This window comes from Pseudomonas sp. F220, from assembly GCF_057813935.1.
The window spans coordinates 38,066-62,589 of the sequence record NZ_JBVASJ010000028.1 but is presented as its reverse complement, the minus strand read 5'-3'; the positions used below and the strand labels follow the sequence as shown (position 1 = coordinate 62,589).

Annotated in this window: 21 protein-coding genes; 4 read left to right on the top strand and 17 right to left on the bottom strand. The window is 56.0% G+C overall.

Going from position 1 to position 24,524, the window contains the following annotated elements; translation table 11 throughout:
- Window positions 1-74: 74 nt before the first annotated feature.
- Entirely contained in the window at window positions 75-1,511 is a 1,437-nt protein-coding gene (locus ACZYSM_RS21150; protein WP_489074211.1) for an MFS transporter, read from the top strand.
- Between the two features lie 192 nt (window positions 1,512-1,703).
- On the opposite strand, the gene ACZYSM_RS21145 is transcribed toward ACZYSM_RS21150, so the two are convergent.
- Window positions 1,704-2,198 (bottom strand): Rossmann-fold NAD(P)-binding domain-containing protein, encoded by a 495-nt coding sequence (locus tag ACZYSM_RS21145; RefSeq protein WP_489074258.1) that lies wholly within the window; start codon window positions 2,196-2,198, stop codon window positions 1,704-1,706.
- A gap of 349 nt (window positions 2,199-2,547) precedes the next feature.
- On the opposite strand from ACZYSM_RS21145, the gene ACZYSM_RS21140 reads away from it, so the two are divergent.
- Window positions 2,548-2,901 (top strand): DUF2784 domain-containing protein, encoded by a 354-nt coding sequence (locus ACZYSM_RS21140; RefSeq protein ID WP_489074209.1) that lies wholly within the window; start codon window positions 2,548-2,550, stop codon window positions 2,899-2,901.
- A 353-nt stretch (window positions 2,902-3,254) separates the two neighbouring features.
- The gene (locus ACZYSM_RS21135; RefSeq protein WP_489074206.1) at window positions 3,255-3,536 is read left to right on the top strand and encodes a DUF3303 domain-containing protein; all 282 of its coding nucleotides are present in this window, start codon (window positions 3,255-3,257) and stop codon (window positions 3,534-3,536) included.
- A 68-nt stretch (window positions 3,537-3,604) separates the two neighbouring features.
- Here the strand turns inward: ACZYSM_RS21135 and ACZYSM_RS21130 are convergent, their stop codons facing one another.
- The 12 genes from ACZYSM_RS21130 to ACZYSM_RS21075 all read right to left on the bottom strand — a co-directional run bounded on the left by ACZYSM_RS21130 (window position 3,605) and on the right by ACZYSM_RS21075 (window position 17,247).
- Window positions 3,605-3,913 (bottom strand): NAD-dependent epimerase/dehydratase family protein, encoded by a 309-nt coding sequence (locus tag ACZYSM_RS21130; protein ID WP_489074204.1) that lies wholly within the window; start codon window positions 3,911-3,913, stop codon window positions 3,605-3,607.
- A gap of 55 nt (window positions 3,914-3,968) precedes the next feature.
- Complete coding sequence (locus ACZYSM_RS21125; protein WP_489074202.1) at window positions 3,969-5,015, bottom strand: HlyD family secretion protein; 1,047 nt, start codon at window positions 5,013-5,015, stop codon at window positions 3,969-3,971.
- Window positions 5,016-5,022: 7 nt separating this feature from the next.
- Window positions 5,023-7,149: a TolC family protein gene (locus ACZYSM_RS21120; protein ID WP_489074200.1), complete on the bottom strand. Its 2,127-nt coding sequence runs from the start codon at window positions 7,147-7,149 to the stop codon at window positions 5,023-5,025.
- 1 nt (window position 7,150) lies between these two features.
- Entirely contained in the window at window positions 7,151-8,479 is a 1,329-nt protein-coding gene (locus tag ACZYSM_RS21115; RefSeq protein ID WP_489074198.1) for a glycosyltransferase family 2 protein, read from the bottom strand.
- Between the two features lie 7 nt (window positions 8,480-8,486).
- A complete protein-coding gene (locus ACZYSM_RS21110; RefSeq protein ID WP_489074256.1) occupies window positions 8,487-9,725 on the bottom strand; it encodes a TackOD1 domain-containing metal-binding protein in 1,239 nt (412 codons plus the stop codon).
- A gap of 516 nt (window positions 9,726-10,241) precedes the next feature.
- A complete protein-coding gene (locus tag ACZYSM_RS21105; protein WP_489074196.1) occupies window positions 10,242-10,805 on the bottom strand; it encodes a hypothetical protein in 564 nt (187 codons plus the stop codon).
- A 164-nt stretch (window positions 10,806-10,969) separates the two neighbouring features.
- Window positions 10,970-12,016, bottom strand: coding sequence for an ornithine cyclodeaminase (gene ocd, locus ACZYSM_RS21100; RefSeq protein WP_489074194.1), 1,047 nt, complete (start codon window positions 12,014-12,016; stop codon window positions 10,970-10,972).
- Between the two features lie 145 nt (window positions 12,017-12,161).
- Window positions 12,162-13,505 (bottom strand): APC family permease, encoded by a 1,344-nt coding sequence (locus tag ACZYSM_RS21095; protein ID WP_489074192.1) that lies wholly within the window; start codon window positions 13,503-13,505, stop codon window positions 12,162-12,164.
- Between the two features lie 152 nt (window positions 13,506-13,657).
- The gene (locus tag ACZYSM_RS21090; protein WP_489074190.1) at window positions 13,658-14,410 is read right to left on the bottom strand and encodes an N-formylglutamate amidohydrolase; all 753 of its coding nucleotides are present in this window, start codon (window positions 14,408-14,410) and stop codon (window positions 13,658-13,660) included.
- On the bottom strand, window positions 14,394-15,749 hold the full coding sequence (locus ACZYSM_RS21085; protein WP_489074188.1) for a type I glutamate--ammonia ligase: 1,356 nt from the start codon (window positions 15,747-15,749) through the stop codon (window positions 14,394-14,396). Before ACZYSM_RS21085 ends, ACZYSM_RS21090 begins: the two co-directional genes overlap by 17 nt.
- On the bottom strand, window positions 15,746-16,390 hold the full coding sequence (locus ACZYSM_RS21080; protein ID WP_489074186.1) for a cysteine hydrolase family protein: 645 nt from the start codon (window positions 16,388-16,390) through the stop codon (window positions 15,746-15,748). The genes ACZYSM_RS21085 and ACZYSM_RS21080 overlap by 4 nt, the downstream gene beginning before the upstream one ends.
- 2 nt (window positions 16,391-16,392) lie before the next feature.
- The gene (locus ACZYSM_RS21075; RefSeq protein WP_489074185.1) at window positions 16,393-17,247 is read right to left on the bottom strand and encodes a MurR/RpiR family transcriptional regulator; all 855 of its coding nucleotides are present in this window, start codon (window positions 17,245-17,247) and stop codon (window positions 16,393-16,395) included.
- Between the two features lie 476 nt (window positions 17,248-17,723).
- On the opposite strand from ACZYSM_RS21075, the gene ACZYSM_RS21070 reads away from it, so the two are divergent.
- Window positions 17,724-18,737: a GlxA family transcriptional regulator gene (locus tag ACZYSM_RS21070; RefSeq protein WP_489074254.1), complete on the top strand. Its 1,014-nt coding sequence runs from the start codon at window positions 17,724-17,726 to the stop codon at window positions 18,735-18,737.
- 117 nt (window positions 18,738-18,854) lie between these two features.
- Here the strand turns inward: ACZYSM_RS21070 and ACZYSM_RS21065 are convergent, their stop codons facing one another.
- The 4 genes from ACZYSM_RS21065 to ACZYSM_RS21050 all read right to left on the bottom strand — a co-directional run bounded on the left by ACZYSM_RS21065 (window position 18,855) and on the right by ACZYSM_RS21050 (window position 24,302).
- Window positions 18,855-20,195 carry an MFS transporter gene (locus ACZYSM_RS21065; protein WP_489074184.1) on the bottom strand — a complete coding sequence of 447 codons (1,341 nt, stop codon included), beginning with the start codon at window positions 20,193-20,195 and terminating at the stop codon, window positions 18,855-18,857.
- A 299-nt stretch (window positions 20,196-20,494) separates the two neighbouring features.
- Window positions 20,495-21,706 (bottom strand): M24 family metallopeptidase, encoded by a 1,212-nt coding sequence (locus ACZYSM_RS21060; RefSeq protein WP_489074183.1) that lies wholly within the window; start codon window positions 21,704-21,706, stop codon window positions 20,495-20,497.
- A gap of 244 nt (window positions 21,707-21,950) precedes the next feature.
- Entirely contained in the window at window positions 21,951-22,898 is a 948-nt protein-coding gene (locus tag ACZYSM_RS21055; protein WP_489074182.1) for a GlxA family transcriptional regulator, read from the bottom strand.
- A gap of 27 nt (window positions 22,899-22,925) precedes the next feature.
- Window positions 22,926-24,302 (bottom strand): L-serine ammonia-lyase, encoded by a 1,377-nt coding sequence (locus ACZYSM_RS21050; RefSeq protein WP_489074180.1) that lies wholly within the window; start codon window positions 24,300-24,302, stop codon window positions 22,926-22,928.
- Window positions 24,303-24,524 lie beyond the last annotated feature (222 nt).

Below are 24,524 nucleotides of genomic sequence, written 5' to 3'. Positions count from 1 at the left end.
CAATGTAGCCACCTAATATCCAAGCCAATACTTGGATATTAGGCTTTGGCCATTCACCTGTCGAGGGAACGCGAATGCACACAGATACACTGACTGCCACCGCCTGGGGTGACTTGCTGCGAGGCAGGAATGGCTTGCTGGCGCTTGCACTGATGGGCGGCGTGGCGCTGCATGCGATCAACGTACACATCGTCACCACTGTGTTGCCCTCGGTGGTGCAAGACATTGGTGGACTCGACTGGTACGCCTGGAACACCACACTGTTCGTCGTAGCCTCCATCGTCGGTGCGGCGCTGTCTGTCTGGCTGCTGGCTGCAGTGGGCCAACGGGGTGCCTGTATTGCGGCGCTGGCAGTGTTCGCCTTGGGTTCGGCTGGCTGCGCACTCGCCACCTCAATGCCATGGATGCTGGCTGGCCGCAGTGTGCAGGGCCTGGGCGGCGGCACCTTGGCGGCGTTGAGCTATGCGCTGATCCGGGTCGTATTCGAGCCGCGACTATGGCCACGCGCGGTGGCGTTGGTCTCGGGCATGTGGGGGGTTGCCACGCTTTGTGGGCCGGCTTTGGGCGGATTGTTCGCCCAGGCGGGACATTGGCGCTGGGCTTTCTGGACGTTGCTACCGGTGGCGCTGTTGCAAGGGTTGCTGGTCATCGGGCAATTGCGCCCGACTGATCAGCGAGAGTCCTCCGAGGACAGCACTCCGCGCATTCCTTTCATGCAGATCGCGCTGCTGACAACGTCTGTATTGGCTATCGCGTCGGGTAGCCTGTCGGCGTCACTGATCTGGCAGTGTGCCGGTGTGGCTGCTGGACTGGCACTGGGTATGAGCGCCATTTTTTGTGATCGTCGGGCCACGGTGCGCTTGCTTCCTGTTGGCGCAACTGCCCTTGGCACGCCGCTTGGCGCCGTCTATGCGAGCGTGGCGTTGCTGTTGGTCGGTACCACGACGGAAATCTTCGTGCCCTATTTCCTGCAGGTACTGCATGGGCACACACCGCTGGCGGCAGGCTATCTGACCGCCGCGATGGCAGGCGGCTGGAGCCTGGCTTCGCTGCTCTCATCGGGCCATGGCGGTGTCAACGCAGCACGCCTGCTGCGCGCCGGGCCAATGCTCTGTGCGGCCAGCCTGCTTGCACTGGCGATATTGATGCCGGCTGGCGGCGATCTGTCAGCAGGTGTGCTCACGATTTCCTGCGGTCTGGCGTTGGCCGGCGTAGGTGCAGGCGTGGGCATTTGCTGGCCGCACCTGCTGACACGCGTACTAACGCTGGCACCGCCAGGCGAAGGCGGCATGGCGTCGGCCGCGATCACCACCGTTCAGCTTTATGGCATGGCCGTAGGCGCAGCTGTTGCGGGATTAGTCGCGAATGCGGCAGGGCTCGGCGCAGACAGCGGCATTGCGGGCACACAGTCGGCCGCCGTATGGCTGTTCGCCAGCTTCGCATTAGCACCGGCATTGACCGTGCTGCTAGCACGCAGGATCAGCCGGGCAACGCACCGACGCATCGCCTAGAACTCGTCGTTCCCGAATAGAGGGATTTGCGATGATCCAGCGTCGCGATGAAAAAGGAGGTGCCGCCGAAGCATTTCAAAATATTCAGGCCTGCATCGCGTACGTCAAAACCGCGCGCTGGATCGGTAGCAACAGGTTCTTCTGCTGATAGCCTGCAAAGCCCGGATAATCCCGAGGATCAAAGCTCAACTCCTATCCAATGCAAAAAGGTGGCGTCGGTATAAGTACCGGGTTACCTAAACGGGATAAATGCGCATCAGTGAGTGACCAGACCGGATCCGAGTAATCGGCGGGCCATGAATCAGTGATCAACACATCCACTTGCGCATCGGCGACCGCTGAAAAGCAAACGTGTGAGGACGGCTCATGGCCTTCGGTGCTGCAAAAATGCTGAATCTCAACGCCTAACACGGCCGCCAGCTCGTGCCATGAGTTCAACACATTGCTGGTCGGCCCCCACAGTCCGATTCTGGTATTACGAATATCGCCAAATTTCGAATGGATGTAGAAGGCGTCGCACAGCACTTCACACGGGTGGCCTTGGGATGACATCGCATTGATGACCGGTCGTTTGCTGGCTGAGGCAAATGCCTTGAGCCGTTCGTGGCTGGATTCGCGAATGACGTACAGCGAATAGAAAGGATCAAGATACTCGGCGAGATCGCAGGCCCTCTCACTGCTTTTCAGAAGGTTGGGCAGTGTAAGTCAGTCCGAGCGCTCTGAAAGCCTGTATGAATGTGGTACGAGTGCGAATGCCGTTGCCTTCGAATGACCAACCGACATTTCCGTTCACAGGCTCAGGCGCCTGTTGCGCCAAAGCCCATATTTTCAGTATGTCCCGGGCCGATAGATCACTGAGGTTGATAAGGCTCAAACATGCACTCCCTGCGCTGATAGTTGCGTCATCTGAATAGCCATATGACTGCATTGGCCAAGGTTCGAGTCTGTTGACCGGCTCGTGGTCAGAAGAGGCCCGGTTGCTGACCGGGAAGAAAACCTTAAGCGTTTACGTGCATGTGTACACGAGGGAGCCGATATGTTCTACCGGATAGCCGCCGACGGGCTGTTGCTGTTTCATCTGCTGTTCATTCTTTTCGTGCTGTGCGGCGGGCTACTGGTGCTCAAATGGCGCCATCTGTGCTGGTTGCACCTGCCTGCGGTGGCATGGGGGGTGGCGGTCGAGGGCTTCCAGTGGACCTGTCCGCTAACGGGATGGGAAAACGACCTGCGTCTGGCCGCCGGAGAAGCGGGTTATGGCAACGGCTTCATCGAGCATTATCTATGGCCGCTGATTTATCCGGCCGGGCTGACACCCGGCATACAGGTATGGCTGGGTACTCTGGTACTTCTGATCAATGTGCTCATCTACCTGTGGCTACTGAGACGGTAACTGCAAGTCTGGCCGATGGCGAATCGTGGGAAGTGTCAGATGCGGCCTTTCATGTTGGCCTCGGCATGCAAGCTGATGGGCAGGCGACAGCGAGTGTCGCCCCCACTAAGCGTAGGCAACTTTCGATCCTGGGCCTTGGAGAAAGACGCTCCCGATTGCGCTCGTTTTTTTAGAAGCAAGGAAAGAAGATCAGCGGTCATACGCAGGGTTCGGGAGGCTGCTATTCCTTCCCATTGGAGAAGTCGTTTCAGGCCCCGGGATGCGGGCCAGAAACAGACGCGTGGCCGTGGCCGCGGCGCCAGCCGGGTGCGCGAAGAGAAGAACAGGTGCCAATCCTTATCAGGAGGTGGCAAATGCTATTCATCGTCCAATGGTCCATCAGTTCCGAACGTCGTAATAGCGCGATTGAGCGCTTTCTTAAAACAGGTGCACTTCCACCCGCAGGCGTGAAGATGCTGGGACGCTGGCATGCCGTAGGACGCATGTCCGGTTTTGGTGTTGCCGAAGCCAGTGATATCACGCTGATACAGAAATGGGTGCTCGACTGGAGTGACCTCTTGAGTATGGAGGTTCACCCAGCGCTGACCGATGAACAGGCAGCTCCGTTACTGGCCGCAGCGATCGGCAAACAATAGTCTGCGCCCCAAAAAAGCGCTGACAAAAAAGGGGCAGATTTATTTTCGCTGAATGAATCTGTCTCTTTTTAAGAAGCCAGGCTTTCCAGCAGTCGAGACAATCCCTCTGAGAGGCTGGTCGACCTCGTTAACGTAAAGTACTTGAGCAAACGCCTGTTGTCGGCCCGCGAATGCCGGATGTCACCGGAACGCGGCGCCTCGTATTTAAACTCCAGTGTTCTACCCGCTACATGGCTCAGCTGTGCGATCAATTCATTGAGGCTCGTGGACTGATTGAGCCCTACATTGACCGATTCAGCGCCGGCACCCGGCTGCTCCAACGCCTGCATCAGTATATTGACCTGGTCACTCCGAAAGACATTGAACGATGCTGCCATTTACAGGGCAGTCCGATGGTCTGGCACGTTGAGCAAACATCCCTTTGAAGACGGTTTAATTATGGATGCTCAGCATCCGTATCCAATCCGTGGGGAAGCGAACATTCAACGGCAGTTGATCGATTCTCCAGCGTGCCGGTAGTGGTTGATCGAACCTGGCCATGACCTGCAATCCCATTTCGCTTGCGGCAAACGGTCCACGCAAAACCGGTGGCGTGCGACCGGCGCTGTCTACAGCCTGCACAACGTGAGCATCCAGCCATTCTCCGTCCGGCATACGCACTCGCAGCGATTGACCTATGGCGGCGTAGTTGATGTTCAGCGGTTCGAGATAAATCCACAGCAATGGATCCTCCAGCCGCTCCAGGCGCATCAGCAGAGTACCGGGACCGACGTTTTCGCCTGGCGTGACCAACACCTCTGCGATCCGGCCGCCCTGTGACGCTGTCACTGATAAGGCTGCCAGACGCGTCTTCAACCACTGCTGCTCAGTGTTTTGCTGAATGACCTCTCGATCAAATCCTTGAGGTGACTGATGAGCAATCTGCTCACGACGCTCGAACGCCAACAAATCCGATCGAAACCCATCGCGCTCGGTCTGTGCGGCCCGCACTTCACCTCGAGTGGCAGCGCCTTGCTGCACAAGACTGTCCAACTGCTGAACGCGTTGCTCCGCCCTGTCCGCCCTGGCCCTGAGCAATTGACGCTCTTTCTTGCCCAGATCGGAATCGCCAAGCCGCGCAGCTTCAACGGGCATGGCGGCGAGTTGCAAGAGGCGGGCGCGCCACTCGGGATTGTCGAGGTTGACCAGCAGCTGGTCGACCTGCACTTGTTCTCCAGCCTTCACGTAAAGCTCCTCGACCCGACCGGCATCTCGTGCGCGCACTTCCTGAATAGGCAGGTGCAGCTGTGCCGGCGCGTCAATCATCAAGATGCCGTAAAGCAATTTGCCGACGAGCCAGAGTAGCGGGCTGGCTACCAGGAACAGGATCAGATACCAACGCAGGCGAAATGCCATGCGCTTGCCCGGGGCGTAGAGCACATTCAGACCATGTTCCTGAGTAGGGTTGTGTTCTTTATGACTATCGAAACGAATCTTCATGAGCGGCTCACCGTTGTGGGAAGTCTCGCCAGGCTTGCCAGTCAATACCGACAAGACCCTGAGGCTGCAGCTGGTCACGCCACATCGCTACCTGGCGTTGCAATTGTTCAGCGGACACACCGGCCCAGCTTTCGGTTACTGGCAACTGAGGCTCTGTGCTCTGAGCCAGGCGAAATTGCAGATCAGGCCAACGCTTGGCAATCTGTCCGGCCAATTCGGCACTATGTTGCGGGTTACGGGTGTAAATCATCAGGCTGACCTGGCGAACTCCGATTGCCGGAAGCGCACAAGGCACGCAGGTATGTCCGGCCTTGGCCGCAACGAACCAACGATGGTGGCTCGATATTGCTACTGGCCATTGGCTTGCCGCTGATGCCGCACGTAACGTGTCGAGCCAGTCTTTCAGACGTTGATCGGGTACCGGCATACCGAGCTGTTCGACTTCAAGATCCAAATGAAGGCCGGAAAATGGTAATCCCTTAAGCTTTCCCAACAAATCTGTCAGTTGCCCACGGTGCTGCGGTTCAATCCAGCTTGGGTCGCCGAGTAGCAGACTCACTTGCAGACCACTGCGTGCAGCATCCTGGAGCAGCTGCTCAAGTACTTGGCGGGTCGCCGCCAGATTGGTCACCTGGACAGCGTTGAGTCCGAGATAGATTTTTTCCATACCGGCTTTTTGCAACGCTTGCAGTTCCGCCGGTCGACGCTTGGGATCCAGCAAGGCTTCGCTGTTCCAGACATAGCTGGCCTGAAGCCATTTTGCCGGGCCGAGCGGTGCATTGTTGCGCGGTGCGGTTGGGGTTGAAGCTGAAATCATCGAAGAGGTTTGCGGCTTGATCAAAGGCGACCATTCCAGACGTCCCCCCCCCAGCAGGGCAGCAAACTGAGGGGTGTCTTCAGTGAACAGATTCAAGTCAGCCTGGCGCAACCAAGCGGCATGCCATGCCGCGATCAAATCAAAACCCGATTGAAAATAGACCCGCTCGGTGGTCAGTTGAGCTACAAGGTTGCTGTCCCCGTCAAGGTTGCCTCGAGCCTTTTCCTCACCGAGAGCCAAGGCGGCATTACGCCATTGTTGGCTACGCTGCTTGATCGTCGCTTGCGCAGTGTTTTGGGCGCGTAATGCCCTGCTCAGCTCCAGCCCCAAGGAACGTTGTTCGGCGACTACACGGTCGGTTGCCGCTTCGTAGTGTGCTTCGGCGACTTGCTGTCGAGCACGAGTATTGCCGACCAGGTCGAAAGGCATAGAAAAAACGAGGCTGGCCACCAAGCCGCTACCCGCTTTATCTGAACCGCTGCGGTATTCTCGGGTGCCGGCCAGAATGACGTCGGAGTCAACGGCTGAATACCAGGGATTGTCACGTTCTTTGTCGGCCTGATCGCGCAGGTTTTGCTTTTCTGTCACCCGTGGATGCTGATTCAGCAGGGCCTGCCATTGAACCAGTGGTTGCGGTTGTTGCGCCAGAGGCTCGGCAACCGCTTGGGCACCAACGGGTAATTCACTCATGTTGATACTGGCCAGATCTTCGCGTACGTCTGCTTCTATTTGGGCGAGCGCCTCGCAACGAGTCGAAAGCCCCTTCCACTCATCCAGTTGTAACTGAGCTTCGGAAGTGCGCAACCAGCCTTTCTGTAAACGCAGGCGAATCGCCTGATCGGCCTTCTGGGCCACCGGTACGAGTGTGCCGCAAAGAGAGCCTTCCTGTTGCGCGCGCCACCAATCAGCGTACGCGCTGCGTAGCGCCAGGCGCTGGCTTGCCCTCTGTAAAGCCAAGCGCAACTGCTGTCGTTGGCGCTCATACTGATTGGTTTGCAAAAGATCCAGCTGGCGCTTGAGGCTGCCCAACAGGGGATGGCGTATACCAAGGTTGAAATTGCGACCGTAATAATCATCGCGAATGTCTTCGGTGACCAACTCTCGGTAGCGCCCGGCGCCAGCGCCGGCGAACACTTGCCATCCAGCCCGGTCTTCATGAAGCTTGGCTTCTGCGTCGAGGGCTCGAAGGTCGGCCTGACCTGCACGAAGCAGAGGATCGGATTGTTGCTTGTCGAGCAACTCTTGAAGTGTCAGCGGTTGAGCCAGCAACGAAGTGGATGACAGCGATAGAGTTAAAGCCAGAAGCACGGAGCGCATGTCAAAACCTCGTGGCTTTTTTCAGGACCCACCATGGTGCCATGCTGCTTTCCTCATGGCCACGACGGAACACCTCGTTGAGCATGGCGACAGCACTCCAGCAACGCGTGATCAACATGAACAGCGGAAAAATCGGCACCAGTAATGCCAATCGCAAATCCTGTCGTGGCCGATCGGAAACCATCAGCAACATCGCCCCGAACATCATCACGGTGATCATCAGGTAAAGCAGGTAGACCAGCGAAAACAGTATCAACAGGGTCGACCCTGGCAGGACGAACAACGCCAGCAAGGTGGAGCCAAAAATGATGAAGGGCAGCACCAACTGAAAAAAGAAGCCACTGACGAGGATCATCAAAAATGCCGGCCAGCCCAGCAGGCTTGGGTTGATGCTGTGGTTGTGCTTGCGCACATATAGGAAAAACAGGTCACCGTCCCAGCGCAACCTTTGCATGAGAAACTGCTTGAAGGTCGCCGGTGCATCGGTATGGCCGACGGCTTCTGGTTCGAATGGAATCCGTAAATTGTGACGCCCAAAGTAACTTTTTATGCGCAGAGTCAAATCAAGGTCTTCTGCTGTATGGGTATCCCAGCCACCAATTTTCACAAGAAAACTACGGCGGAACGCGCCAAAGGCACCTGAGACGTTATTGACCAGGTTCCACTCGCCCAGACCGATCTTCGACATATGGATCGACAACAAGTATTCCAGTGCTTGTACCGCGGTGGTCACGGAGCTCCAGGCATTCCGGACTCGCAAGCTACCGGCCACCGCCGGTACCGTCGGGTCCGCAAAATGACGCACGATGGCGCTGACCATGTTGTTGTCAAAAGACGTGTCACCATCCAGGGCCATCACGATTTCACCGCTGGCATGCGCCAGACCGGCATTCAATGACGACACTCGGCCACCACGTTGCCATTTGGCAATCGGACGCAAATGTCGCCGTGGATACAAGCCCGGATCGACCACGAAGCCCCGAACGGCATTAAGCGTAGTCTGGTTCACAGTAGCGCCGTCCACCACCGGAATCATCTCGATGTGTCCGGGGTAGGTTTGTTCGCACAGGCTCAACAGCGTCTGCTGCACATCCATTCCTTCGCTGTAGCACGTGATGATGCACGACACTTTGGGTCGATAAAGACTGGTTTGTGGAATGCTGGTTCGCTTGCGCACGAACCAGCGCAATACTCCCAGCAACACCATGACATTGAGCGGCATCTCCAAAAACAGGAATAACGGCAAGAGCATGTAAAACAACCGGCTCAAACCATCCGGCCCCGCAAACGAGGTAAGTACGTTATAGAGCTGTTCGAGGAATGGGCTCATGGCAACCTCAAGCCAGTTCGCTGGCTAGACGGGCCAGCAACAATTCACCGTCTTCATTGTCGAGCAGATCCTGTGGCGCAGTGAAGCTGACGACACGAAGAGAGATGTCGCTGACCTCAGGTGCCGAGAACAAATCGGCGACCTGCCCCAGACGCTGCTTAACACTGAGCAATCCCTCGGGACCGGTATGCGGGAGCATGAGCCAGAGGAATTCCTCTGTGCTTCGTGAGCAACGGTCCGTTTCTCTGACCGTTTCCTGCAAGCGATCGACCAGACTGTCGACGAAGGCATGCCCGCGGTGCTCGCCAAGGCGAAACAGGGTCTCAGTCAAGTTGATGAAGCGCAGACCAATCAGTGAAAAAGGCGGCAGTTGATAACGGCGTACGATCTGAATTTGCCAGGTGAGCAGGTCGAAGAAATCCTTGCCCCCCAGCAAGTTGAGTCGACCGAAGTGATTGACCCCGCCAGGCTCATTATTAAAGCCCTGGCGGCAGCGCAAACGTCCTGACTCAGCCAGTCGGAAGTGTCTGATTTCGCGCACCCGCAGCTTGTCAGTGGCATGCGCCAAGCCACAGTCCAGGCATCGAGCCTGAACATCGGCGTCGACGAAAAATGCCTGGCACGACCCGCAACGGTAGTTCTCCAGTGGTCGATCATAGTCGCTGCCGATGTGTCGCAGTCGATTCAGGCAGTTGGGGCAAAGCAGCATTCCATCTTTCAGAAAGTTCTGTTGGGCGCCAACATGTCCACAGGTAAAGCAGTGCAGCGAAGGCTGGCGTGAAATGTCCAGGGCCTGGCATTCAGGGCACACATCAATGTAGTTCAAACGGCCCGAACCGCAGCCTGAGCACAGTCGGATCCGGTCGACCAGTACACCCTCTTCCAGCCAGTCTTGCTGGGCCATCAATCTCAGCCAGACGAAGGTATTAACCTGCTCATCCTCGGCCAAGACTTCCAGCAATGGATAGCGGTAATGCTGGGGAACTTCTGGATCGCGCAGGGCACGCACCTCTGCACTGGAGCGCAACCACAACCATGAAAGCACCCTGCTCTCAAATCTGTCAGGCGAGGCTCCACGATTAAAAAGGCTGAACCGTGCTTTCCACAATCTCCAGAGCGGTGTTACTTCTTTTAGCTCAACAGGAGGTGCTCCATCGCCCAGCGCTTCGCACCAACCGTCCAGATCGCGACAACAGTAAATCAGGCTAAACCGGTAAGAAGGTTCCGTACGCAGTTTGCGAAGCATTTGCCCGGCAGAAATACCTGGCATGTCAAGCAACAGCACATCAAACGCAGGAGCAGCCAAAAGACTGCTCAGATCGGCAAAGCGATCAAGCTCTGGAAGGCCGAAGCTCGCAACAATGTTGCCCAGAACAGCGATCCGTGGATGTGAAGTCGGCATAACGTATTGCCCTGGAAGTCAGACACTAGCTCGAGCCAGCAGGACGGTACAAGTTAGCAGAGTGCCAGCATAATGGCTGAGTTTTTTAAAGTTATTAATTAATTGACACTAATCGCCTGCCAAATAATTGGCGCACCAAGCACGCTTTCTTAACCATTCAGGTTACACCGAGGCGTGACAAATCAATGCCCATGATCATGCAAGCGATGTGACGTTTACGTACACAGGAGTTGATCGCATATGACACGCTGCATGCTGGCTGCAAGATGTGTCGGGGCCGGTCGAATGGAGGGTCTACTCAGAGGAGAAATGACCGGTAATCGCTGAATAACGTTCAGCAAAGACCGGTCAAACTAGCTGTTAATGGTCGATCTTGGTTGTGGATATGCCAGCGTTGCTCAGACCTTTTGTGTTGTGCACGCCTGGCGTGGTGTTAGCGATCGAAGTCGCCTTGACCAACCCTCTGGTATCTTTAGAGTGCGCCACTCCAGAAGTGACCGCACCATGACCTTTGTCAGCATTGCGTATGCTTCCGAAATGCTTGCCGCTAATGCCTCTATCCCTAACGGCCTTTTCAGCCCTGTCTTCAGTTTTATCAGCTTTCGCTTCAGCTTTTTCAGCCCTGTCTTCAGATTTATCAGCTTTCGCTTCAGCTTTTTCAGCATGACCGCTGCTTAGCCCCTTGCCCACGCCATTCCCGCCCAATCCACCAGAATGACCAGTACCGCCATTACCCTCGCCGTGGCCACCGCCATTACCACTACCGCCGCCGCCGCCGCCATTACCACCGCCACCACCGCCACCACCGCCACTTTTTGCATAAGCAGAGGAGATGGGGGATAGGTCACCAGGAAGCATGGATGCTCCTGCGAGCATCAAGGTGCAAACTGCAACAACCATCAAATTTTTCTTCTTTATAAACATGATGCCTCCCGGCGCGTCGATTCACTCCAGTGAGACAGGCTTCTTGAAATTAGGTTCTTGGCTCGCGATGAACGGCAAGATCCGAAAAGTCATCCAGTATTTGGCAATGAACACTACAAAAACTTTCCTCGCGCCGCCTCGCGGTGGCGAGGCAGGTCAATGGATCACGCACGCTTCTTCTGTGAAACCGCCACTTTTGATTGCAGTCTTGCGAACAAGTCCTTGGGGTTTTCCAATTCAGGTACCAACTCAATCACACGACCGATATCGAATGCCTGGGCAGCCCCCAGGACATAGCGCAGTGCCGAATAGTCTTCCAAAGCAAAACCAACCGAATCGAACAGTGTTACGTCCTCTTCGTTTTCGCGACCAGCCACTTCGCCGTTTACGACACGCCAGAATTCGGTGACAGGCGAGTCCGCGGGCATCTGTTGAATTTCACCTTCGATACGACTTTGCGGTTCATATTCAATGAATACTCGTGACCTTTCGACGATGGAACGATGCAACTCGGTCTTGCCAGGGCAGTCACCGCCAACGGCATTGAGGTGCATGCCGGGCTCAATCATTTCCGGGGTCAGGATGGTTGCGTAAGCCTTATCCGCGGTCACCGTAGTCACAATATCGGCACCTCGCACAGCGTCTGCGACGGATGATGAGACGACTACTGTAATTCCCGGGAAGCCTTCCAGGTTGCTTGCAAGCTTGCGGGTAGCGTCTGGATCAATGTCGAATAAGCGGATCTCGTTGATACCTAACATCGTATGGAAAGCGATCGCCTGGAATTCGCTCTGTGAACCATTGCCGATGAGTGCCATGGCGCGCGAGCCCGGTCGAGCCATATAGCGTGCTGCCAAAGCCGACGTTGCGGCCGTACGGATCGCAGTCGTAAGGGTCATTTCGCTAAGCAATACCGGCTTGCCCGTTTCGACATCGCCAAGCGCGCCAAAGGCCATGACAGTGAGCATTCCACTTTGAGTGTTCTTCGGGTGGCCGTTGACGTATTTGAAGGCATACAGCGAGGCGTCCGAGACCGGCATCAACTCGATGACGCCTTCAGCTGAATGGTTAGCCAGACGTGCGCACTTCTCAAAATCCTGCCAACGAAGATAGTCTTCACGAATGCATTCGGCCATTTCGGACAAAAACAGAGTGATGCCTTTATGTGAAACCAATTGGCTCAAGTCATTTACATCAACATATCGGGTCATGTTGTTATTCTCCGGACAGGGATGGTTAGCGGTGCATTGAGAGGCAGGCTCTATTAATCAGGCAGCAGCAAAGGCTGCGCCGATAAAACGCCAAACAACTCAATGCACCTGAACATTCAAGAAGCCCATCAAGACTTAGAGCGGGTTAGATGTCTTCCGACAACACCAGGTCTGAACCTTTTCGGTTGAGAAACCACAGATAGACCAGACCCATCACGATCCAGGCGCAGCCTAGCTTTTGCGCTTCCAGGCCCATGTTGTACATGATCGCACTGGTGATGATGAAACCTAGAACTGGTGTTATCAGATGACGCAAGATGTTGCGCGACTTCAGACGACGCCAGTAAAAGTTGATGACTGTAATATGCAGAATCATGAAGCCACTTAGCGCACCAAAGTTAACCAGTGACGTCAAGGTATCCACAGTGTCTATAAACAGGTAGCAAATGATCAGCGAAAGTACACCAACCACGTAAATACTAAGGTAGGGCGTGCTGTATTTCGGGTGAACTTTTGCCAGGATTTTTGGAAGCTTTCCATCACGAGCCATCCCGAATAGTAACCGCGAAACTGCCGCTTGAGAGGTGATGGAAACTGCCACGCCCCACGCCAATGCTGTCGCTATTGCGGTGAGGGATGCCAGCCAGTTGCCGCCGGCAATGGCCGCGATCTCATAAAATGCAGAGTCTGCAGAAGTGAAGCCCATACCTGCTGCCAGATCTGCCGCAAGCCATGTTTGCAACACAAATATGCCACCCATTACCAGTAAGCTAATCAGTGCGGCTCTGCCAATACTGCGCCCTGCGTCTCCCTTGGTTTCCTCCGCAAGGGTAGAAATGGCATCGAAGCCGAGAAACGAAAGCACCGCGATCGAAACCGCCTGCATCATCAACGAAAAATTGAATCCAGCGGGGTTATACAAGGGGGCTAACGTCAAGTGCCCATTTCCTGCACCGCCCTGTAAAGCCTTCCACGCACAGACCAGGAAAATACCAAGAACTGCCAATTGTGCGAGCAAAAACACAATGTTCATTCGAGCGGTGAACGTCATTCCTCGCAAATTCACTAGAGTAGCGCTGATCAAAAAAGCAAGAATGAATGCAGTTTTTGGTATTTCAGGATACAAATGATTTAAGGCCATCGCCGCATAGATATAAAGCAAAGGCGGAATAAGCAGATAGTCGAGTAACAGCAGCCACCCTGCAATAAAACCAACGTTCGGATGCAACCCACGTTGAGCGTAGGAATAAACCGACCCTGCAATGGGGAAAGCGCGCGCCATGCTCCCGTAGCTCAATGCAGTGAACAGCATGGCAACCATGCCAATGATGTACGCCAGCGGGACCATCCCTGGCGCTTCGTGGTTCACATATCCATACACTCCAAATGGAGCAATAGGGATCATGAAGATCATTCCATAGATCACGAGATCGGCAAGCGACAAACTGCGTTTTAATTCTTGCTTATAACCAAACTCTTCAATTGCCATGATGTGGTACTTCCGTATGAAAGTAAGGCGGATGCTCAGCCGCTTGCTGAGGACAGCATGACGACTGAAGCATATTTTTTAAACCCGGCAGGTTAAAAGACGCCTAAGCGGTTTTTTTATAGTTGTATTACCGTTTTAACAAACGACAGCATTTACAGCAGTGGAGCCAGGTAGTCTGACCATGACTGAGCAGCTTCCGGTGTTCGTAATAAGTCGTTTCTTACTTCAATCAGTACAGCATCAATTGCGCGCTGATCGCCATGAAAAGGAACCGTCATATCCTCAAGAAGGTTTATTTCATAAGGTTCATTAGCCGCCACCTTCAGGTCATGAGCGGCCAGACCGTTAATCAAACTTTGCGCGTAGGCCTGGGCGCGGGCAAACAGGACGCCGATTTCCACCGCGCGCGGTTGGCCGTGATAAATAGGGGTGAAACTGTGTATCCCTATCACTCGCACTTCTCGCCCCTGGGCCAACCGGGAATCTATTAGCTCGCTCAGCCGAAGGTGAAAAGGTTTGAACAAGCAATCTCGTCGATACTGTCGAGTGGCTTCGTCCAGACCTTGATTGCCCGCTACGTCGTAAATTTCACTGCGCAAAGGAATGCTATCGGGCGCTTCGAGTGGGCGATTAAGGTCAATCAACAACCGCGAATACGTCGCCGATATCAACGTCGCACCGAGCGCCTTCGACAACCTCTCAGCCAAGGCCAGCGCACCGATATCCCAAGCAATATGCTCCCTTGCAGCGTCGGCACTCAGACCCAAATCAGCCAGTTGAGGCGGAATGTAAGCGCTGGCATGTTCGCAAACTAGAATCACTGAATGTTCAGAATCCTCTCGGCTCATCCTGTAAGCCGGCTCGGTGTACAGGCCATACTCAGGCGTTTCAGTAAAGGCGCGCATAATGCTCACACAGCTCAGTAGGGGTGAGTTTTTCAGTCGACTTCAGCTCTTCTGACTTCACCGCAAAATACGCATCCAGCAGTAATTTTGGCAGCGCCTCAAACAGTTCTTTGCTTTCGCGCAAACTTGAAAGCGCTTCACTGAGGGAACCGGGCAAGGCAACGATGTTTCGAGCGTGGCGTTGTTCCTCGCTCAGGGAATCTGGCGTCTCATCGGTTGAGCTGTCCAGCACCAGTTTTTGTTCTATGCCTATTCTGCCGGCCATCAATACGGTAGCCATGGTCAAGTGTGGTGAGGACGTCGCATCGAGCGGTCGAAACTCCAGGTTGTACTGTTTCGCCGGCGACTTCCCACCGATAGTGATGGTAGGACATATGCGCAGTGAAGCCTCCCGGTTGCGTTGACCCAGGCAAGCGTATGAAGCACTCCAGTGATGGGGTTTCAAACGCAAGTAGGAAATCGGGGTCGGCGCGCTGAAAGCGCACAGTGCGGGTAGATACTTCAATACACCGGCAGCCCAATGCTGGCCCATTGTCGACAGACCATTGTCGTGTTCGGGGTCGTACATGACTGGATGACCTGCCTGATCCTGCAAGCTGATATGCAGATGTACCCCGTTACTGACGCCGTTCTCTTCGAGCTTGGGAGAAAAGCTGATATCCAGCCCCATTTGCCGGGCTATTTCGCGCGTGATCTCGCGTACATTCACCGCTCGGTCGGCTGCGGCGACACCTTGTATCGGTCGGCAGGTGATTTCGTATTGAGCCTTGCCATATTCCGGCAAAAACATTTCAGGCTCGACGCCTGCTGCCCTCAAGGCACTCAACAGCCAACCACCGAAGGTTGCGGCATGATGCTGTGCGCCGAGTGAAAACGCCCGGCACGAGGGCGCTGAGTCCAGATGTCCCAGATTGAATTCGTGCTCGAAAGCCGCAGTGACTTCCAGACCCAGGTCGTCGCGGTAGCGCTGTATTTCATTACGCAACAGCGTCCGCGGGCAGGCGGCCCATGGCTGGCCATCGGTTTCACAGATGTCAGCGTGAATGAAGTCCAGACCCGGTGCATTGGCGTCAGGGCCGTTGGGTACTTGCACACGGCTATTCATGTCCGGAATTAGACGCAAATCGCCATATGCGCCCCAAGGGTTGTCCGAGGCCACCACATCCTGTGGTGTCAGCGCGCTGTTTGCGGGCACCCAACCACAGCCGGCGAGCTGATAACTTTCAAGTTCATCGGTGGGAAATGAACGGCCACGGGTTATACCAATCAAGTCAGTCGTGACGATCGTTGTCATGGCGGTTGGCGTGATGAGCTTTTTATCAGCGACGGACTGGCTCATGCACGGATCTCCTGCAAACGATTGACGACGGTCTGAGTGTCGGTGATCCAGCAATAACCTTTGATCGCTTCGAGGCAAGCCTGGTGCCGTGGTGCTGTGTAAGTCGCGCAAGCGTCTTCGACCAACGTGACCAGAAAACCGCGATCTGCCGCGTCACGAACAGCCATATCCACACATTGATCGGTGACGATCCCGGCGATGATCAGATGCCGGGTTTCAAGATTGCGCAGGACATAATCGATGTTTGTTGAGTTGAATACGCCCGATGAAGTCTTAGGCAGGACGATCTCGTTTTCGATCGCGGCCAAGTCATCGATGATGCCGGCTTGATAACTACCCTTGGGCAGGTGCATATCCGACAACTTATGGTCCAGTGAGCGATCACGCCCATCCGCCGTCAGGCTTTCTATGATGGTATGCAGCACATTTTGATTAGCTTCACGCATCGCCTTGAGCAGTTTTATCTGGTTTGGAATCACCATTCCTTGGGTACGAGTCAAAAAGTACTCCGACTCTGGACCCTGCAAATGCGGATCGAATTTTGGATCTAGCCAGGCACGCTGCATATCCACAAGCAAAAGAGCTGTATTGCCGTAACCAAAAGGCAGGTCACGCGGCGAGTGATGGGGAAGAGTGAACATTATTATTTTTCCTCCAGGAGGTGGGCGGCGAATCCAGCACGAAGTGTGTCAATACCTTCCAGGCGATCGTCCAGATCGGGGCTGCGTTGAGTCAGGGTGGCAATCAGTGCTTCTACTTGCGCGAGCGCTGGAACCATCGTGTCAAATGCAGACACTGATTCCACGGGGGCGCTGATGATGAGGTCTGCCAGTTCGCGTAACGGAGACGCGTAAATGTCAGTGAACAGGACGACTCGCGCACTCCGCGCCTTGGCCGCAGCAGCGACGCGCAGGGCTTGAGTCTGATATCGGCGATAGTCAAAAAGCAGCACGACATCCTGGCGCTGAATGTCGTACAGCCGATCTGGAAGCTGGGCGTTGTCTTCAAGGGCATGGCATCCCGAACGCAATAGGCGTAAGTGACTGACCAGATAGCCCGCTAGAAAACTGCTGAGACGACCGCCGAAGCAAAATATTTGATGACGGGCATCTAGTATCCAGTCGACCAGGACACGGACATCCTCAGGCTGAGTCAGGGCTTGAGTTTCTTGCAGGGTGCGACTGCTTTCATTCAGATAGCTTGTCCAGACATCGTCCTGGAACACGTGAGAACGGGGTTGCAGTAACGTTACTGGCGAGCGCAACCGGTGGTCCATCTCACTGAGTAAGGCATCCTGAAACTCGGCATAGCCACCAAATCCAAGCTTCTTCACCAAACGCATAATGGTCGGGTCGCTGACCCCTGCATGCGCGGCTAGACGAGCCATTGGACCGAGCCCACTACGTGGGTAGTGGTCGAGCAACGCACGGATTACCTTTCGCTCGGAAGGCGTTGGCTTCAAAGCGGCATCGGTAATTTTTTCACGTAAATTCGTCATGAATTGCCTTTCAGAGCTCTGTTTTATTTATTACATAATGCTCACAAAAATTATATCTGTAGTAAATACTACAAATCCAGAGTTTTTTATGCCGTCTATCTGTTTCATTTATGAATCAGAATAATAGTGTTTAAAATCAATTAGTTACTAAATAATTTCTGATGAAATCGTTCTGAATCCATAGGCACACAAACCCGGGGTAACACCCCTCCCCTCGCCCAATGATGCCTGGTCATCGCTTTTACGTTTCAGGTGCTCGCCGCAGCGCTGGCCGTCTGGCACAACTTGCTAAACCTGTTATCCAAATCCACCTTGCGTACAAGAGCACGTCTCGTTTATGCCTGCTGATCGGACACTCGGTGTAAGATCCACGAGCCCAAAAGCAGGGTATAACAATCATAAAAACGAGATGATGCTGCGAACTGTCGGCGCCTTGCCGCAGAGCGCGTCACCTATGCAGTGGAGGAGCGGTAATGATGGCGAAACTCCAGGCGGCGAAACCCGCTGCGGGACGTTCGGCTAATGAACACCGGCCAGTGAAAACCGTAGGTTTTCTGGTCATACCAAACTTCACCACTATCGGCTTCGCCTCCGCCGTGGAAACCCTGCGCATGGCCAATATGGCGGCGCGCCAACCGATGTTCCGCACGGTCATCATCGCAGCCAACCTGGAGCCGGTCACGGCCAGCAACGGCATGCGCATCCTGCCCGACTACGCCATCACCGACGCACCCAAACTGGACATTCTGTTCGTTGTCGGTTCAAACCCGATCGTCTCCAATCACAGCAGCCGGCCATTGCTCAATTGGCTGCGCAAGCTGGCCCATGATCAGGTGACACTGGGCGGAATTTGCACCGGCAGCCACTTGCTGGCTCGTGCCGATTTACTCAAGGGTTATCGTTGCACGATTCACTGGGAAGACATCGAAGCGTTGAAGGAGCGCTTTCCGGGGATCATCATTTCCAATCAGTTGTTCGAACTGGATCGGGATCGCTACACCTGTTCCGGTGGCGTGGCTTCCATGGACATGACCTTGCAGTTGATTGCCCGTGAACCGGGCGGCCGGGACATTGCGGCTCATGCGGCCGAGTTGCTGTTGTGTGATCGGGTGCGCGGGGCGCGGGAGCAACAGCGTGTGCCATTGCGGCAGAAACTGGGCACCTCACAGCCCAAGCTCAGCCAAGTGGTGGCTATCATGGAGGCCAATCTCGAGGAGCCGGTGGGTCTTGAGGAACTGGCACGGTTAAACGAGGTGTCGGTGCGGCAACTGGAGCGCTTGTTTCACAAGCATCTGCAACGCACGCCGAGTCAGTACTACCTGGAATTGCGCCTGTCGCGGGCGCGGCAATTACTGCTACGCAGCGAGTCGCAGGTACGCGATATCGCCCTGGCCTGCGGCTTCGCTTCACCTGCGCATTTTTCCAAATGCTACAGCCGCTTCTTCGGCGTATCGCCCATCGGCGAACGCAAGCAAGACGCTTTGCATTAGTAAGCAGGAGCTGAGCCGGGCGGCGATCCGCTTGCTCCGGGCAGCGATCCGACGATGGCGACCTCAAGGACGTCATCGCAGGGCTGCCGTGCTCCCGCGGGATTGCAGTGTTGCAGGTCAGTCCTGCAAAGCTTTATGTGCGGTTTCCCGGCTCGCCAGCATGGCGATCAACGCCACCGCGGCCGCCGCCAGCAGATACCAGGCCGGGGCCATTTTATTGCCGGTCAGTTGAATCAGCCAGGTCGCGATAAACGGCGCAGTGCCGCCGAACACGGCATTGGCGATATTGAAGCTGAAGGCAAAGCCACTGAAGCGCACCCGGGTGGGGAATATCTCGGCGAGGAAGCACGGCAAAGTGCCGTCGTTCATCGCCAGGATCGCGCCGAAGGCAATCTGGATCATCAGCACCACGATCAATGGCTGGTTGTTGAGCATGCCAAACAGCGGAAATGTCAGCGCCAAAAACAGCATCGAAGCGGTCACCAGCATGGTCTTGCGTCCGAACCGGTCCGACAGCTTGCCCATCAGGAAAATCAGCCCGATATAGGTCGCCAGCGAAACTGTCGAAGCCATGAACGAATCACTCTCGCTCATGCCCATTTCAGTGGACAGGTAGGTCGGCATGTAACTGAGCAACAGATAGAACGCCACCGCATTCAGGCACGTCACGCCGATCCCGATCATCACGCTGCGCCGGTGCACGGTCAGCAACTCGCGAACCGGAGCGTGGGTCGCGCACTCCTTGGCTTCCAGGCGCTTTTCCATCTCCAGGAACTTCGGTGTGTCTTGCAAGCTCATGCGGATATACCGCCCGACAAGACCGAACGGCGCGGCCAGCAGGAAGGGTAATCGCCACCCCCAACTGTGTAGATCATCGACGCTAATAAACGAATGCAGGCAGGCAACGAACACTGCACCGAACAGTAACCCGGCAGCGGTACTCGCCGGGACGATGCTGGTGTACAAACCGCGTTTACCCTCGGGCGCATATTCGGCGAGAAAGGCCGACGCCCCGGCATATTCGCCGGAAGCGGAAAACCCTTGAACCAGGCGAATCAGCAACAGCAAGGCCGGCGCCCACAGGCCGATATGATTGTAAGTGGGGAGAACGCCGATAAAGAAGGTTGAGACCGACATGATCAGAATTGACCAGGACAACGCGTTGCGGCGCCCATATTTATCACCGAAGTGACCCCAGACCAATCCTCCTATCGGGCGAACGATAAACGACAGCGCGAACACCGCGAAAGTCGCCAGTAAGCCGGTGGCCTTGTCGGTCTGCGGAAAAAATGTGAGCGCGATGACCGTCGCTAGATAGCCGTAGGCTGCGTAGTCAAACCACTCGACGAAGTTGCCCATGAAACTGGCACTGGCGGCACGACGCAATGCCTTGCGCTCGGACGTCTGTTCATATTGCTGCTCTTGGGTGAGCGTCAGGCCTGCGCTTTGGGTGTTCATTGGACACCTCCGGTGGTAGAGGTGCTGTTCTCGGGATGAAGAGGCAGCGCTTTATCGCTGCCCGAAGCAAGATTGAGGTGGCGATGCTTCGGGCCTGAGGCCGGAGTCGAGACGTAAAACATGACAAATACCCTCTATTGTTTTACTTGGCAGGGTGAAGGGTCAGTAGATGCTGCGCGTTCTCGGCGCGCTTGCGTTGGTTTTTTAACGTTGAACTCAGTCGCCGGGACGGCTTTTTTCTACACCTTGGCTGCTCACCAAAGAGAAACGCCGCACAGGTTCCTGTGCGGCGCGAGACCTTACGGCTTGATGATGTTGTGTTCTGGGCCATAGGGGAATTTGGTGATGTTTTCCCCGCCCTGTTCATTGACGATCAATATGTCGTGTTCACGGTAGCCGCCGGCACCCGGAAGGCCTTCGGGCAGCATGATCATCGGTTCAATGGAAACCACCATCCCCGGTTCCAGTACGGTGTCGATGTCTTCGCGCAGTTCCAGCCCGGCTTCGCGGCCGTAGTAATGGCTCAGCGTGCCGAAGGAGTGGCCGTAACCGAAGGTGCGATATTGCAGCAGATCGTGTTCGAGGAAGATCTCGTTCAGTTGCAGGGCGATATCGCAGCAACGCATGCCCGGCTTGATCAGTTTCAGACCGGCCTCGTGCACCTTGACGTTGACTTCCCACAAGCGCAAATGCTCGTCGGAGCAGTGGTCGAGGAACAGCGTGCGCTCCAGCGCGGTGTAATAACCGGCGATCATCGGGAAGCAGTTGAGGCTGAGGATGTCGCCTTTGTTGACCTTGCGCGAGGTCACCGGGTTATGTGCGCCGTCGGTATTGATGCCGGACTGGAACCAGGTCCAGGTGTCCATCAGCTCGGAGTCAGGGAACGTGCGGGCAATTTCGCGCACCATCGCCTGAGTCGCGTGCAGGGCCACTTCATATTCCGGAACCTGATCACGCAGGGCTTCTACGATGGCCGCGCCACCGATGTCCGCCACCCGGGCGCCGTGGCGGATGATCGCGTGTTCTTCGGCGGACTTGATCATGCGCATGCGCATGCAGGGTGCGCCGACATCCACCAGTTCGGCCTGCGGGTAGCGGCTGGCGAGTTTGTCACGGTTGAGCAGGTTCAGATGGTCGAACTCGATGCCAATGCGTCCGGCCTTGGGCAAGGCTTGCTGGATCGCGACGAAGTAATTGTCGCGCTGCCAATCGGTGTAGACGATGTTTTCAGTACCGACGGTACGCCGCCATGGCTGACCGCCATCGATGTTGGCGCTGATGGTCACTGCGCTGTCCTGAGTCACGACCAGCGCGTACTGACGACCGAAAGAGCAATACAGGAAGTCGCTGTAGTAGTTGATGTTGTGATAGGAGGTGAAGACTGCCGCGTCGATATTGTTCTGCGCCAGGTAAGCCCGCAATTTGGCCTGGCGATTGGCATATTCCTGAGCCGAGAACGTCGGTGTCACTTTTTCGCCGTTCTTGATCTGGATGGTTTTCGGCATTTGCATGTCATTTATCCTTGTCAGTGATTGAGCGACAGAAGGCGCCACTCTGGCGGGCCGCTGAAGATCATTCGAACAGATGCACGATGGGCTTTTTTGCGCGAATCCGACCTGTAGTTGATCAGATCCGCTCTTTTCGAATGCGGGTCTCGGGGCCCTCTGGCAAAAACGACAATGCCCCCGGCAAGCGCGGTGAAAGCCGCTTGGCGGGGGCATTGTCTAGGGTCAGGCAATCAGTGTGAGAAGGGTCTTAAGCGGTACTCAGTTGTTCACGCGGGTGCGAGCCGAAGTATTGGCGATAGCAGCGGAAAAAATGCTGCATCGAAACAAATCCGCACTCGCGAACGACATCCGTCATGGGGCGTTTGCCAGTCTGCAACAATTGACGTGCCTGTTGCAGGCGCAAGTCCAGATAGTGCCGCGACGGCGAGCAGCCCAGGTTGCGCTTGAACAGCCGCTCCATATGCCGACGGGAAATGCCCATGGACTCGGCCAGTTCGTCGATGCCCAGCGTGCTGGTCAGATGGTCGTTCATCAGTGCCAGCGCCATTTGCAGTTTTGGATGGGCGTTGTGCACCGGCTGCAGCGGCCTCGCCTGGCGGGCGGCGTGTTTTTCCATCTGCAAGACCAGACCGCGTCCGTGGGGCTGGGCCAGCAGTTCGTGCATCAGCCCTTGAACGGCCTGCGGGCCGACGCAGGTCAGACGTTGGCGGTCGACGCAGAACGGCGCGGCCACCGGCGTTAAATCATTGAAGGAACCAAGCGATGCCGCAGGGTCGGGTTCCGGCAAGCTGCACCGGAAACCGTCCAGAGCGCCGACCTGCGCCAGCAGCCAACCAGCCTTGCCCAATGCGCCCAGACCAATCGGCTGCGCGGCCCAGTGGCACAGCTGCTGGTGAAGGCCATGATGATCGGTCTGAGCGTGCAGGTTTTCGCCGCCACAGAGGATCAACACGTCCAATGGTTGTGCCTGATCCAGTCGCGTGGTGGCGGTGGCAATACCGTTGCTGGCGTTCAGATTCTGGCCTTCCAGGCTGAGAATCTGCCACTCGCAGACACCTCGTCCTGCCACTTGATTGGCCAGGCGCAAAGGTTCCAGCGCATTGGCCAGCGCATACAAATCGAAGGTTTCCATCAACCAGAAGCCGATGCGCAATACCGGCGATTTTTGCCGGCAAGGTTCAGTCAATTGCAGCATGTCCCGCTCTCCCGTAATGAAGGTGGCTCAGCACTCGATGGCGCTGACAGCCAGCCCGCCACGGGAGGTTTCCTTGTATTTGTCATGCATGTCGGCACCGGTATCGCGCATGGTGCGGATCACCCTGTCGAGGGAGATGAAATGCGTGCCGTCGCCGCGCAAAGCCATCTGTGCGGCATTGATCGCCTTCACCGCCGCGATGGCGTTGCGCTCGATGCACGGTACCTGCACCAGCCCGCCGACCGGGTCGCAGGTCAGCCCAAGGTTGTGCTCCAGGCCGATTTCCGCGGCGTTTTCCACCTGCTCGGGACTGGCACCGAGGATTTCCGCCAAGCCGGCAGCGGCCATGGCGCAAGCCGAACCGACTTCGCCCTGACAGCCGACGTCCGCACCGGAGATCGACGCATTGCGTTTGCACAGAATGCCTACGGCCGCGGCGGCGAGAAAATAGTCCACCACGTCGCTGTCCTTGGCCTCGGGGCAGAACTTCATGTAGTACTGCAACACCGCCGGAATGATCCCCGCCGCGCCGTTGGTGGGCGCGGTGACCATGCGCCCGCCGGCGGCGTTTTCTTCATTGACCGCCAAGGCGAACAGGTTCACCCATTCCATGGCGCTCAAGGTCGAGCCGATCACATTGGGCTTGCCGATTTCCAGCAGGCTGCGATGCAGACGCGCTGCGCGGCGCTGCACATTCAACCCGCCGGGTAATACACCTTCATGCTGAAGCCCGCTGTCCATGCAGGTACGCATCGTTTGCCAGATATGCGCCAGCCCCTGACGGATCTCCTCTTCGCTGCGCCATGCCCGCTCGTTCGCCAGCATCAGCTGGGAAATGCGCAACCCATGTGCGTTGCACTGGCTCAGCAACTGTGCGGCAGTGCTGAAGTCGTAGGGCAGTTCGGTCTGATCCTGATCGAGCTGGCCGCGAGCCACCTGCTGCTGATCAATGACGAAACCACCGCCAACGGAATAGTAGGTTTCGCACAGCAGCAGTTGATCCTCGGCAAACGCGCTCAAGGTCATGGCGTTGGGATGGTAGGGCAGGTTTTCATTCAGCAAGCGCATGTCTCGCTGCCAGACAAACGGCACGCGGTATTCACCGGCCAATAGCAGGCATTGCGTCTCGCGCAGATCCAGCAAGCGCGGCTCGATCCGCAACGGGTCGACCTTATCTGGCCACTCCCCCATCAAACCCATAATCGTCGCTTTATCAGTGCCATGGCCGATACCCGTGGCCGACAGCGAACCATACAGTCGCACCTCGATGCGCTGCACCTTCGCCAGCATTTCCCGTTCCCGCAAGGCTCCGACAAACAGAGCCCCTGCACGCATCGGGCCGACGGTATGGGAACTGGAAGGGCCGACTCCAATCTTGAACAGGTCAAAAACACTGATAGCCATCGTTGATCTCCGAGCGCCGCTTTCAAGGTAGTTAGGAACCGGATTGTCGGCGTCAGGGATCATCCAGACGTGTCAGATATCGACCCCAAAGTGTTCGCCATTACCAATTGCGAGCGGAATGTCCCGCTCCACCGTCAACTCGGTATTGCGACTGACTCGGTACGCTCACGCCCCCACGTTTGCACCCACGCCCAGGAATGATTACCCCACTGGGAATTTGCC